At 43.9% G+C, this 13,223-nt stretch carries 14 protein-coding genes; 12 read left to right on the forward strand and 2 right to left on the reverse strand.

What is annotated here, in order from left to right:
- The first annotated feature begins 130 nt into the window (after positions 1 to 130).
- The 7 genes from CWI32_RS05575 to pal all read left to right on the forward strand — a co-directional run bounded on the left by CWI32_RS05575 (position 131) and on the right by pal (position 6,730).
- Entirely contained in the window at positions 131 to 1,474 is a 1,344-nt protein-coding gene (locus CWI32_RS05575; RefSeq protein ID WP_167381270.1) for an amidohydrolase, read from the forward strand.
- Between the two features lie 266 nt (positions 1,475 to 1,740).
- The gene (ybgC, locus tag CWI32_RS05580) at positions 1,741 to 2,148 is read left to right on the forward strand and encodes a tol-pal system-associated acyl-CoA thioesterase (protein WP_004731733.1); all 408 of its coding nucleotides are present in this window, start codon (positions 1,741 to 1,743) and stop codon (positions 2,146 to 2,148) included.
- A gap of 26 nt (positions 2,149 to 2,174) precedes the next feature.
- A complete protein-coding gene (gene tolQ, locus CWI32_RS05585; RefSeq protein ID WP_004279111.1) occupies positions 2,175 to 2,873 on the forward strand; it encodes a protein TolQ in 699 nt (232 codons plus the stop codon).
- Positions 2,873 to 3,322 (forward strand): protein TolR, encoded by a 450-nt coding sequence (tolR, locus tag CWI32_RS05590; protein WP_100534836.1) that lies wholly within the window; start codon positions 2,873 to 2,875, stop codon positions 3,320 to 3,322. Before tolQ ends, tolR begins: the two co-directional genes overlap by 1 nt.
- 3 nt (positions 3,323 to 3,325) lie before the next feature.
- Positions 3,326 to 4,615, forward strand: coding sequence for a cell envelope integrity protein TolA (gene tolA, locus CWI32_RS05595; RefSeq protein ID WP_100534837.1), 1,290 nt, complete (start codon positions 3,326 to 3,328; stop codon positions 4,613 to 4,615).
- Between the two features lie 204 nt (positions 4,616 to 4,819).
- Positions 4,820 to 6,103, forward strand: coding sequence for a Tol-Pal system beta propeller repeat protein TolB (tolB, locus tag CWI32_RS05600; RefSeq protein WP_171255748.1), 1,284 nt, complete (start codon positions 4,820 to 4,822; stop codon positions 6,101 to 6,103).
- A 54-nt stretch (positions 6,104 to 6,157) separates the two neighbouring features.
- Complete coding sequence (pal, locus tag CWI32_RS05605) at positions 6,158 to 6,730, forward strand: peptidoglycan-associated lipoprotein Pal (protein WP_005097609.1); 573 nt, start codon at positions 6,158 to 6,160, stop codon at positions 6,728 to 6,730.
- Between the two features lie 75 nt (positions 6,731 to 6,805).
- Here pal and CWI32_RS05610 read toward each other — a convergent pair whose 3' ends face one another.
- Positions 6,806 to 6,991 carry an NF038105 family protein gene (locus CWI32_RS05610; RefSeq protein WP_005097610.1) on the reverse strand — a complete coding sequence of 62 codons (186 nt, stop codon included), beginning with the start codon at positions 6,989 to 6,991 and terminating at the stop codon, positions 6,806 to 6,808.
- A gap of 181 nt (positions 6,992 to 7,172) precedes the next feature.
- Here CWI32_RS05610 and CWI32_RS05615 point away from each other — a divergent pair, with 181 nt between their 5' ends.
- The 5 genes from CWI32_RS05615 (at position 7,173) to CWI32_RS05640 (ending at position 10,475) form a co-directional block, all read left to right on the forward strand.
- Positions 7,173 to 8,147, forward strand: coding sequence for a class 1 fructose-bisphosphatase (locus tag CWI32_RS05615; protein WP_005097611.1), 975 nt, complete (start codon positions 7,173 to 7,175; stop codon positions 8,145 to 8,147).
- A gap of 52 nt (positions 8,148 to 8,199) precedes the next feature.
- Complete coding sequence (locus CWI32_RS05620; RefSeq protein WP_005097613.1) at positions 8,200 to 8,976, forward strand: TrmH family RNA methyltransferase; 777 nt, start codon at positions 8,200 to 8,202, stop codon at positions 8,974 to 8,976.
- Between the two features lie 167 nt (positions 8,977 to 9,143).
- Positions 9,144 to 9,758 carry an RNA polymerase sigma factor gene (locus tag CWI32_RS05630; protein ID WP_005097615.1) on the forward strand — a complete coding sequence of 205 codons (615 nt, stop codon included), beginning with the start codon at positions 9,144 to 9,146 and terminating at the stop codon, positions 9,756 to 9,758.
- Entirely contained in the window at positions 9,755 to 10,072 is a 318-nt protein-coding gene (locus CWI32_RS05635) for a hypothetical protein (RefSeq protein WP_005097616.1), read from the forward strand. Before CWI32_RS05630 ends, CWI32_RS05635 begins: the two co-directional genes overlap by 4 nt.
- The gene (locus tag CWI32_RS05640) at positions 10,062 to 10,475 is read left to right on the forward strand and encodes a DUF3106 domain-containing protein (protein WP_005097618.1); all 414 of its coding nucleotides are present in this window, start codon (positions 10,062 to 10,064) and stop codon (positions 10,473 to 10,475) included. The genes CWI32_RS05635 and CWI32_RS05640 overlap by 11 nt, the downstream gene beginning before the upstream one ends.
- A gap of 333 nt (positions 10,476 to 10,808) precedes the next feature.
- Here CWI32_RS05640 and CWI32_RS05645 read toward each other — a convergent pair whose 3' ends face one another.
- Positions 10,809 to 13,220: a CSLREA domain-containing protein gene (locus CWI32_RS05645; RefSeq protein ID WP_100534838.1), complete on the reverse strand. Its 2,412-nt coding sequence runs from the start codon at positions 13,218 to 13,220 to the stop codon at positions 10,809 to 10,811.
- Positions 13,221 to 13,223: the final 3 nt, after the last annotated feature.

Below are 13,223 nucleotides of genomic sequence, written 5' to 3' on the forward strand. Positions count from 1 at the left end.
TAACAAGCAATATACCTTAAAGGTATTATCACAATACTTAGAGAGTTTTGGTCAAATTTAAATCAATATGCAATCCTAGAGAATCACTTTAACCATTTCAATTTCTTAAGGTTCTCCCCCAAGTATGAATATGTATAAGCAGATTTCCCTTTGTCTTCCTCTTCTTTTCTGTAGCCAACTCAGTCTGGCCGACTGGATTGATGATTCTGTACAAACGGCTGAAGCGCACACCATAAAATTACGCCAGCATATTCATCAATATCCTGAGCTGGGGAATATGGAATTTAAAACCTCGGAACTGGTTCAAAAAGAATTAAAATCCTATGGGATTGAAGTACGAAAAGGTTATGCCAAAACGGGTGTGATCGGTGTACTAAAAGGTGGTAAACCCGGCCCGGTCATGGCATTGCGTGCAGATATGGATGCATTACCAATTAAGGAAACTGCACCGGTATCATTCGCCAGCAAACAAAAAGCCATTTATCAGGGCAAAGAATCTTATGTGATGCATGCCTGTGGTCATGATGCGCATACCGCCATGTTACTGGGTGCAGCCAAAGTTCTGGCCGCCAACAAAGATAAAATTGCAGGAACGGTGGTATTTGTGTTCCAGCCAGCCGAAGAAGGTGGTGCAGATATTGATAACTTTACCCAAGGCGATCAGATTGGTTCGCGTAAAATGATTGCGGACGGCGCCCTGAAAAATCCAAAACCTGAAGTCATTTTCGGTATGCATGTCATGGCCGGTATGCCAAGTGGCAATATCTTCTACAAAGATGGTGCCATTTTAAACAGTGCCGATCATTTACGCATCCAGGTCAATGGAAGTCAGGTTCATGGTTCGATGCCTTGGGCAGGAAAAGATCCAATTTATGCCTCTGCCCAGATGGTCACCAATCTGCAAAGTTTGATCAGCCGTAAAGCGGATCTGACCAAAGGAATGGGCGTGGTCAGTATTGGTAGCATTCAGGGTGGTACCACCGGTAACGTGATTCCAGATCAGGTCAATATGGTCGGGACTATTCGCTCCAATAGTGAAGACGTTCGTCAAGGCATTTTAAAAGACTTACCGAAGATGCTAGAACACAATGCAGCAGCCAACGATGTCAAGGTGAAAGTCGAAATTGCGCCTTATGCCCCGGTCACCACCAATGACAAAACTTTGACCAAGCTGATGCAACCGACCCTGGCCAAAGTCCACGGTGAAGATAAATTGCATGTCTTGGATAATAATGCCAGTGCGAGTGAAGACTTTGCTTACTATGGCCAGCTCATGCCATCCCTGTTTGTCTTTGTCGGTGCCACGCCGGCCGATCAAGATCCGGCTAAAGCCGCGCCAAACCATAATCCGAACTTCATTGTCGATGATGCGACCTTAAAAACCGGTGTCGAAAGTCATGTGCGCTTTATTCTAGATTATCCAAAAGTGGCTGAACAGGTTCAGGCCAACTGGAAACAGAACAATAAAGGTTAATTGCCTGCTATAAAAATGCGCGAGTTGATGAGCTCGCGCATTTCATCATCTTCTGCTGTTTTATAAATGAGCTATCAGGTGCTCTGCGCTTCCTCTTGACTATTTCTAGCCAGATTTGACATCTTGTGCCATTGGTCTCAAAACTCAAAATGCTAAACTTTGTCCCGCTAAATTGCTTGACTTTGGACAGGAATCCGGCAAATTCAAGGATTTTCCTCTCTCCAAAAAACAAGCAAAAATTTCGAACATCTGCATGGAACAAAACTATGGCGAATCATTTTGAATTCAATATCCGCGTATATATTGAAGATACTGATCTAGGTGGTATTGTCTACCATGCTAACCACATTCGCTATATGGAACGTACCCGTACCGAATGGTTGCGTGCTGCCGGAGTCAGTCATTACTGGCAACAGGCAGAATATAATTTTGTGGTACACAAAATTAATGTCAAATATATGCGCCCCATCTTGATGGATGATTTAATTACTGTTACTGCACGTGTGATTTCATGTAAAGCTTCATCATTTGTATTGCAACAAAATATTTATCGTGGTGAAATCATGCTTGCATCGGGTGAGGTTGAGTTGGCATGTATCAGTGCAGAGATGCGACCACGTCGACTCCCGGATGAAATACGCGAACTAATTCAAAAAGAATTGGAACAAGACTAAAAAATTTATTGGCACACGTAACAACTATGGCGACTCAGTTAGAATCATCTCTTCAAGTTTCAGATCTTATTTTACAAGCAAGCCCTGTCGTACAACTGGTGATGCTTTCTCTTCTGTTAGCCTCAATATATAGCTGGTATCTGATTGCCAGACTCTATATGAGTTATAAAAAAGCCCAGGCCGATGATGAACATTTCCAGAAAATATTCTGGTCTGGCGCTGAACTGAATACCCTGTATAACAATGCCCAGCTCAACTCTAAACGCACTGGCCTTGAAGATATTTTCTATCAGGGTCTGGGTGAGTTCCTGAAACTGAAAAAACGCCATGCACCGACTGCCCAGTCCATTGAAGGAACAGAGCGTATTCTGCGTGTCGGCTTGAGCCGTGATCAAGGTCATCTGGAGCAAGGACTCGGTGCTTTGGCCAGTATTGGTTCGGTTGCACCTTATGTTGGTCTGTTCGGTACCGTCTGGGGCATCATGAACGCTTTTATTGGCCTGGCAGATGTCGATCAGGTGACGCTGGCGACGGTTGCACCTGGTATTGCTGAAGCCCTGATTGCAACTGCCATTGGCCTGTTCGCAGCTATTCCAGCGGTGTTGGCCTTTAACCATTTCACGGCCAAAGGTGAAACCGTTTACTCTGATCGCGCCCTGTTTGCCGAAGAAATGGTGGCACTGCTACAACGTCAGTCCGTGGGCATAACTCAGGACAAAGACTAATGGCGATTCAAGGTTCAGGACGCTTTCAGCGTATTAAAAAGCCACTAAAAAGTGACATGAATGTGGTGCCGTATATCGATGTCATGCTGGTACTGCTGGTAATCTTTATGGTCACCGCCCCGATGATTACCAGCGGCATCAAGGTTGACTTGCCTCAGGCCAACGGATTACCGATCGATTCCAAGGATACCCCGAGGATTGTCACACTTAAAGAAGATGGTTCATATTATCTAGAATATAAAAATCAGGCGACCGGCCCAGTCACACTAGAAGAATTAACCCGTACGCTTGTTGATGCCCAAACCCAGGCGCAAAATGAAAACAAGGTGCTCAATGTCGTGATCAATGGCCATAATACCCGTCCATATGGCGATGTCATGGCCTTGATGTCCAGCCTGCAGGATGCTGGCCTTTCTCAAGTCGGTTTACTGACCAAACCCCTAGAATAAAGTATGAAAAATTATCAGAAACCGCCCTTTCAAAAAAAAGCAATTGCGATTGGATTTACGCTCGGCATCCATGCAGTGGCTTTGGTGGGCTTACTTTATCTGGGCATGAGTAATCCCCCTGAACCGCCAAAACAGATCAAAACCGTTCTGATCAAGCCAGAAGACCTTAAACCGGTGACTCGCGAAGAAACCGAATTTGAGGAAACTGCACATGAAAATGTCGCAGAAGAAATTACCCAAACTGCTGAACCCAGTATAGAACCGGCTCCTGTCATTCCAACTGCTGCCCCTGCTGTACCTGTGACTCCACCTCCGCCAAAAGTCGATACACAAAAAGCGCAGCAGGAGCTAAAAGCGGCAGAGGCAGCACAAGCCAAGGCTGCGCAGCAAGCAGCGGAAGCAGCGAAACGAGCCGAAGCCGCGAAACGAGCCGAAGCCGCTGAACAGGCCAAACAGGCAGCAGCCAAAGCTAAAGCCGATGCAGCGCAAAAATCCAAGGCGGAAGCCGAAGCTGCACGCCAAGCTGAACTGAATGCACAACGCAAAGCCGATGCTGCTCAAAAAGCCAAACTGGAAGCACAGAAAAAAGCTGACTTAGCTGCCAAGCAAAAAGCCGATGCCGCTGCGAAAGCCAAAGCAGAGGCTGATGCCAAACGTAAGGCTGAAGCTGCTGCTAAAGCAAAGGCAGATGCGGCAGCAAAAGCCAATAATGATGCAGCGGCGAAACGTAAAGCAGATGCGGATGCGAAAGCTAAAGCCGATGCAGCGGCTAAGGCTAAAAATGATGCAGCGGCAAAACGCAAAACGGACACTGATGCGAAAGCCAAAGCGGATGCGGCTGCTAAAGCAAAAGCCGACGCTGATGCCAAACGCAAGGCAGATGCCGACGCTAAGGCAAAAGCGGATGCAGACGCCAAGCGCAAAGCAGATGCCGAAGCAAAAGCCAGAGCTGATGCAGAGGCCAAAGCTTCAGCCGCCAAACAGGCTGCTGAAGAAGCTGCACAGAAAAAAGCGGAATCAAAACGGATTGCGTCTACTGCAAAACGCGATTTTACCAATAAAATTAAACGCGCTTGGGATACCCCAGTAGGTTCATCCGGTAAAACTGCAAATGCACGAGTAACCTTGAATGATAATGGGGGTGTGGTTTCTGTCATCGTGAACTCAAGTGATGCAGACATGAAAGCCAGCGTAGAAGCTGCGGTGCGGGCTGCTGCGCCGTATCCGATGCCTTCAGATCCAGATGCACGCCGAGAAGCACGAAGTTTTACATCAACCTTTACCGCACAATAAAAACCAAGCCATCACACATTATTGAGGTGATGGCTTTGATTTTTTCAGCTAAACTTCACTTTAATATGATTAAATAATATTCATTTTTCACAGTGTCATAACAGTTTGGTCATAAAATTCTGGTTTTATTCTATTAAATCCATGCGATGATGTAGCCCAAGCTACCTATACAATAAATCCGTTGATTTGAGTAAATAACGAATGATGGAAAAGACTCGCAAACACCTACTCTGCCTCGCAATCATTGGCGCTTTAAGTCCTGTATTGGCAACTCAGTCCTATGCCCAGTTGCATCTGGAAATTACCAAGGCACCTGAGGCAGCACCTAAAATCGCCATTGTGCCATTCAGTCAGGATCAGAGCATCTATCCTATTGTTGAAAATGACTTGAATCGTTCAGGCAGATTTACCAGTGCTTCAAAAAACCTGCCTGCGACTGCCACATTAAATAACCCGAATGCAGAAGCTTGGGCATCCGCTGGCGTTCCCTATGTCGTGACCGGTTCATCAAAAACCACAGCGGATGGTTCTTTTGAAATCCAGTATCAGTTATACGATATCGAAAAAAAACAATATCTATTAAATGAATTACTAACTGTTCCAGCCTCACGTACCCGTCAGGCAGCGCATATGATCAGTGATGCCATCTATCAGGCATTAACTGGCATTCCAGGTGATTTTACTGGACGTATTGCTTATGTACTGCGTAATCCAGCAACACCAGAACAACGTTATACCTTGCAAATTGCCGATACCGATGGCGAACAGCCAAAAACAATTTTGACTTCGCGTGATCCGATTCTTTCTCCAGCCTGGACACCGGATGCCAAAAAAATTGCTTATGTCTCGTTTGAAACCAAACGTCCGGCAATTTATGTACAGGATCTGGCCACAGGACAACGCGAAAAACTGGCCAGTTTCCGTGGCTTAAATGGCGCACCAAGTTTCTCTCCAGATGGCAAGAGCATGCTGTTTACTGCATCCATGCATGGCAATCCGGAAATCTACCAGATGAATCTGGAAACACGTCAATTACAACGTATGACCAATGACAGTGCGATCGATACCGAAGCACGTTATGCTCCAGATGGAAAATCCTTTATCTTTACTTCTGATCGTGGTGGATCTCCACAGATTTATCGCCATGATCTCGCTTCAAGTAGCAATAAACGTCTGACCTTCCGTGGTGCATTTAATGCACGTGGTACGCTGAGCGCAGATGGCAAGAAACTTGCATTGGTTCATCGTCCAAGCGGCAGTAACTATCGGGTTGCCGTTCAAGACATGAACTCTGGTGTAAATAATATTCTGACGCCAACAACTCTAGACGAATCACCAAGTTTCTCGCCAAATGGCCAGATGGTGGTGTATGCCACACGTGAAGGCGCGCGCGGACTTCTGTCGATCATGTCACTAGATGGTCGTTTCCGTATGAACTTGCCAAGTGAAACGGGCGAAGTCCGTGAACCGGCTTGGGCACCAAAATAACATTGGTATCTGTATAAACCTTTTACCCCATAATCAAACTTCATGGAGATGAAGATGAACAAAGTAAAATTATTTGCCTTACCACTTTTAGCAGCAGCTGTCGTCATGACAGGTTGTGCGAGCCGTAAACCTGCCGCTGAAGTTCAAACCGGCGGCTTAGATACAACCAGCTCAACCACAGTGGATACGCAAGGTCTAAGTGAAGATGCTGCATTAAATGCACAAAACATGGCGGGTGCCTCTGCAAAAGGTGTCACTGCGGAAAACAAGGCTTTCTTGGCAAAACGTGTCGTACATTTTGACTATGACAGTACTGAACTCAGCAATGAAGATCTTCGTACCCTACAAGCACATGCACAGTTCCTGATGGCCAATGCTAATTCACGTGTCGCACTCACCGGTCACACCGATGAACGTGGTACCCGTGAATACAACATGGCGCTTGGTGAGCGTCGTGCCAAAGCCGTAGAAAGCTTCCTGGTGACTACTGGTGTAAATGCTGCTCAATTAGAAGCCGTCAGCTATGGTAAGGAAATGCCAATCAATCCAGGTCATGATGAAAATGCCTGGAAAGAAAACCGCCGTGTTGAAATTAATTATGAAGCGGTACCACCATTGTTGAAATAACTTTCAATGCTGGCGTATCAAATAAAAAGCACTCATGATTGAGTGCTTTTTATTGGGTTGAATGAACAAATCTGTTTATTCTACGGTCTGGCCTGGTTCAACTGCTTGCATCGATTCAATCAGGTCGTGTTTATTGAATTGTTTGTACTCTGGTTTTGCTTCATAATCCCGCCAGGCTTCTTTCATCTTGTCTTCAGAGATATCATCTAAAGTAATGCCTTCACTTGGCGTTGGAGTCGCATCAAACTTTAATGTTGTCATATCTGTGCTCCTATTCTCAATTTTCCCTTGCCTTCAACATAGCACTTTCCACAGGAGTTGCAAGGGCAAAATCGATACAAATAATCCAGTTTAATTTTTCTTTTAGTACGTTCTCATCTAAAATATAGCCGCATATCGTTTTGATCATTTTTTCCCGATTTAAGTCTTGGAGTTTTCCCTTATGTCATACCGCACCCTATCCCAGTTTTTACAGCAACAAAGCGGGAATCTCACACCTGAACTTGCACAAGTTATTGAAACGATTGCAAACACTTGCAAGGACATCGATCTGTTGCTGCAAAAAGGTGCTTTAGCGGGTGTATTGGGAAGTGCACAGCATGAAAATGTTCAAGGCGAAGAGCAAAAGAAACTGGATGTCATTTCCAATGATTATCTGATTGATGCTTTACAGCAACACCCGAATGTCGGTGGTTTGGCCTCAGAAGAACTGGATGAATTCACCCCTGCACAAGAAAATGGTCAATTTCTGGTCTTGTTCGACCCACTCGATGGTTCAAGTAATATCGATATCAATATGTGTGTGGGTACGATTTTCTCGATTCTTCCTGCGAAAAATGCCGTGACTCAGGCCGAAGACTTTATGCAAGCCGGTGTCAATCAAGTGGCTGCAGGTTATGTACTGTATGGTCCATCGACCATGATGGCATTGACTGTCGGTGCAGGCGTAGTGTTCTTTACCTTTGACCCGGAAACTCAAGAATTCCTACTAACTTCTGAAGCGATTCAAGTCGCTGCAGATACCAAAGAATATGCGATCAATGCCTCGAATCAACGCCACTGGGAAGCACCAGTACAACGTTATATCGATGAATTATTGGCAGGCAAAACCGGTCCTCGTGAAAAAGATTTCAATATGCGCTGGGTTGCCTGTATGGTGGGCGATATTCACCGTATTCTTTGTCGTAGCGGTATCTTCATGTATCCATACGACTTTAAAGATCCGGCTAAAGCTGGTCGTCTGCGTTTAATGTATGAAGCCAACCCAATGAGTATGCTCATGGAGCAGGCTGGCGGCGCATCCACCACAGGCCGTGTCCGTATTCTGGAGATCGAACCAACCGATCTACATCAACGTGTGCCAGTGATTATCGGTTCTAAAAACGAAGTTGATCTTGTGACCAGCTATCATAACTAATTTTTTATAGCGGTAGCCGATATTGAATCGGCTACCGTGGATTATATCTCCCATGCCAACTTTTTTTCTTGATTCAAAAGACAATCCAAAAATTAAACACTTACGTGGTTTGATTGAACAAAACACCTATCGTAAAAAACAGGGGCAAACTGTGCTGGAAGGCACGCATCTGTCTCTCGCCTGGCTGCATGAAAACCGTAAAATTGATTCGATTTTTACCACTGAACATGCACTTTCGCATCCTGATTTCGAGAAAATTCTCGCAAAATACACAGGGATGGTCTTTGTTTTAAGCGAATCTTTATACAAAGATTTAAGCACCTTAGGAACGTCTTTAGCCTGTTTAGCTGTGGTCACTTTACCGACAGCAAATTATGCACTGGATTTTAAAGCCGACACTTTAATTCTGGAAAATGTACAGGATCCGGGTAATGTTGGTACCCTGCTTCGCTCTGCAGCAGCAGCCGGTATTGAACAGATTGTCTGCACCAAAGGTTCTGCATCACTCTGGTCACCACGAGTATTACGTGCCGGTATGGGCGCACACTTCACGCTGCAAACTTTTGAAAATATTGCACTTGAACAAATTCTTGAGCAATTTCAAATTCCTGTATACGTCACCAGCTCACATCGTGCCGAAAGTCTGTACTCAAAAGATTTAGGTAAACCTTGCGTATGGATCTTGGGCAATGAAGGTCAAGGCGTTTCTGATTATGCAATGCAACACGCAGAAGCTGTCAGTATTCCGCAGCCGGGTGGTCAGGAATCCTTAAATGTTGCGATTGCAGGATCGATCTGTTTCTTTGAAATGGTACGTCAACGTATCTAATTAGGGATTTAGGTTACAGTGTTTTAATTCGGCCCTGCCCGTTTATAAAATAGATTACACTACAAAAATAATAAACTTAATTGTCAACCAAACCATAATTCCCAACGTTATATGATTATGAACTTGGGAATCATGGTGGGTGTCCAATGACAGGATTTTCCATCTCTATGGATTTAGCACCAAAACAGTTGCAATCACACGATGTAAGTATTCTGAAGAGTACGGCTGAAGCACGTCTGAAGAATTTTATGCAAGATGTGACTGGACGCGCCTTGGTGATGATGGAAAGTGCAACTCAAGGTCATCATGGTATTGCCATGGATCTGGTTCAGGAAGCTTTCATTTCCTTACATAAATCCTATGCGGAAAAAAGTACTGAAGAATGGTATCCCCTATTTTATACAATTCTGAACAACAAATTACAGGATTGGCGTCGTAAAGAAGCACGGCGTGGTCAGATGTTTTCATTTTTTAAGAAAGTCAGTCTGGATGATGACGAAATTGAACTTGAGGATATCGTGGACGAAGCTACACCGACGCCTTTGGACTTTCTGGATCAGGCAGTGACAGCTGAAGAAATCCAGGAAGCTATTGCCAAACTACCTGTACGTCAGCAGCAGGCATTTATGCTGAGAGCTTGGGAAGGATTTGATACGCATACCACCGCACAAATTATGGACTGCTCAGAAGGCAGTGTAAAAACTCATTATCACCGTGCTATTCAAGGCTTACGTACCTCTTTGGCACATTTAAATCCATATCTGGGAGGGTCATCCGAATGAATCAAGATGATTTCTTAAAACAAGTAACTTCCAAACTCGATGGACTGGCACAACAACATAAACACAAACCTGTTGTCATGCACCATGTTCTTGAAGAAATTCAGGATTCTAAACATTCACGTTTTGCATTTTTAAAAATGTCAGGTTTTGCCTTGGCAGCAGCAATTGCAGGTGTTGTAGTATTACCCAATATTTCTAGCCACAATGAGCCGCAAACCCAAATGGTGTCAGTACCGAAACTGTCCCCACAAATGCTTGAAGATTTAGAAATGCTAATGGTTCTAGGTGAGGACAAAGTTCCACATGGCAGCTAAAAGATTGGCAATTGCTTTTTGTGCATTCAGTTTTCTGCAAACCAGTTTTGCAGGATTTGAACGTTTTTGGATCTTTTCTAAAGATGCAAATACTCAGGTTTCCGATACCTGGGATAGTCTTTCTGATTCCGAACAGTTGGCACTTATTAAACGCTATCAGTCCCTCAAGGAAATTCCAGAACAGCAGAGCGTCAGCTTACAGCAGCGTATGGACTGGTTTACCCAGCTTCCTGAGGTTGAAAAACAAAGAATGCGTGAGACTTGGCAAATGATGAGCAGTCAGGAACGTCGAGAACTTGGCTTACGCATGCAAAATGCCAAACCTGAAGAACGACTTGCCATTCGGGAAGAGTACATCCTCAAATACCAGCAAACGACTCAACCACCCTCTAGCTCGCATTAAGCGACCCATATAAAAAGCCTCCAAATAGATAATGCCAGTCAGTTAAACAATTGACTGGCATTTTCTTTTTTAAATTCATGATCATATTTGCCAGGTGGAAAAGTCATCCGCAACTGTTGGATGCATGAGGTGTATTGCTCCGCAAGATGCCTTCCTTGTGAAACTCCGCTTCTCATTTGAGCAAAACCAAAGTCACAAATGATATGACAAATATTTGATTTAAAACCTTAAGACTCCATCGTGAACCACTAAAAAGTTAAAGCGTCTATTTCTAAACTCCTTAACTGATCAGCATTCTTCCAAATGGAGGCTTTTGAATTTTCCAATTAGGTTTTATTTTCTTAGACGGCGATAAGCGACCAGCCCCAATAATCCGAATAGTCCCCAAATTCCGAATGAGCCACCACCACTTGATGACGTATTGGCATTTTTTACCGTATTTCGTAGCAGGATCGTTGCTGTTTCAGACATTTTTTCATCTGCATCAAAAATCGTATACTGCATGCTGTAATCTGCCTGGCTTAAGTTATTTCTCACACTAAATGTCAGTTTTCCACCATAGCAGGTCTCGCGCTGATAAGTATCAGGACAAGGGCCTTGTCGCTCTGCATTAAGAGAAACTCCGGCAGGAATCTTCACAATACGAATTGGAATCTCTTTTCCCTCTTTATCCTGATAAAAAGCCGACTTTCCTGAAGGTAGAGGCCCATCACCATCATCACTATCATTTTCAAGTGGATTCACAGTCACTGTCAGATTATTCTCTGGGCTAATCCAATATTCATCACTCTTGGCAATCGGTGCAATATTGTTAAAAGCTGCTTTTAAAATTCCAGCACTGCTGATCCCCGTGGCCTTATCTTTGAGAGTATAGCTACAGAATTCCATATCTGTTGCCTTGGTCATTTTCCCATCGGTACGATACATCATGATCCGGTTGAGATCAGGCTTCCATTCACACTTAAGATTGGGGTCATTCGGATCACCCTTCACACTGGTCGAACTACCGGTACCAATTAACTCACCTACTCCTAAAGACTTAACACTAATATCATAATTTTGTGCATTCAAGACTTTGGTTTGAACCGTATTGCCCATCAAGGTTTCCTGAGGCATGGCCAGCACAAAGGGATTGACATAAATTGCACGGTATTGCTGATATTGCTTGGTATATTTAAGTAAATCTTCGTATTCTTTTAACTCTTCCTTTAAACCAGGTATTTCCTCTGCTGGCGTATTCTTATTTGCAATAATACTTTTGATGTCAGTTATATTGTCCTGATAAAAATTATTCAAATCGACCAAGCTGCTATTTTTCAGATCTGTGATATCTGCTGCGGTCAGACGTCGGATTTCGATTGAACCGATTTCACAGCTATTTTTTGCATCTGGATTTAAGGTAAGAGTAGATCCCACCACCCGATCAATGCCACGTTGATCCTGTTCAGCACAGCCACTTACCCCCACATCTACCAAATCTGTAGCTGTTCCATTATCACGTGGGTAATACATGCCTAGAAAACGGTTATCAATTGCAGGCTCAATATAAGCTGTTAATAAGTTGTTTATCGTGCTGTTAGAAATGTCAAGATTGTTTGAAGTTTCATCCGCATCTAACTCTGGCAATACACAACGTGATAGTCCAGTGGTTTGTATGGCATTTTTAACAGTAGTAAATACGACGCTTTGCTCCTTAGTCGGATTCCCCTGATTTAAGGCATATTCACAAGATAAGCCCTGATTAAATGCTAAAACATTAAAATAGAAATATTTAGAACCTGTTTTGTCATAAAATAAAGTAGATTGAGCTGCATTCTCAACAATAGTATTACTTAAGGCAGTTAAACTGGAAAAGGCACTGAGAGGGCGATTGGCTTGATTGGTCATACGCAAAATATGCCCTGTCTGACTCGCAGTATTTTTGGCAATGGTAGAATTATTCAACTCTACGGTTGCATAACCACAAAAATCAAGAATGCTGGCCGTATTTTCTGACCCATTTTTAACAATACTACTAGAACTAACTTTTACATTGGTTTGAGTCGTCCCTAAATTCCCCTGGCAATCCATAGCCAGCACACTACCATATGAACTTGCCTTATTTTGGTGAAGCAGCGAATCCTGGATGATCACACTCCTTTCGGTATTCATCGCCACCGTATAAATAGCCCCCCCTTCTGCATCTGCCCGGGAATTTACGATTTCACTGCTATTAATGCTTAAGGGGCCCGCCACATAAAAGGTACCGCCATTGCCCTTATCCTGTGTATTTTTTGCCGCATAACCATCTTTTAAAATGAGATGATAGACTTCCAGACTGGATTGACTGGCCATACTGTTAAAGAGACGGGTTTTTCCCTGACCTGAAATCGTGGTTTTTAAAGCATCACGGGTTGGGTATAAATTCGTAATCGGACTACGACTGGTATAACTAAAGGGCGTTTTTCCATAAATTTTGAGCGCGGACTCAATGACAAGTTCGCTGTCTAATTTGTATTCACCCGCTTCAAGCTGAATCACGTCTGGGGCTGAACCATCCAGCCGAAGCGTACGGCCGACGTTACATCCGCCATAGGATTTATCTAATTTTGCAGTTTTAATCGCTTCTCGCAAAGAGCAGGCATTACTGTTCTCTCCGTCTTCATCCACCAAAGTGGTGACATAGATGGTTTTATCTTCGGCTGCCATCAAACTCATGGCAGATAAAATCATGGCCGCAAGCAGTCCTTTTTTATAATTTTTCATGAT

It is taken from the genome of Acinetobacter pseudolwoffii (genome assembly GCF_002803605.1).
Lineage (GTDB): Bacteria > Pseudomonadota > Gammaproteobacteria > Pseudomonadales > Moraxellaceae > Acinetobacter > Acinetobacter pseudolwoffii.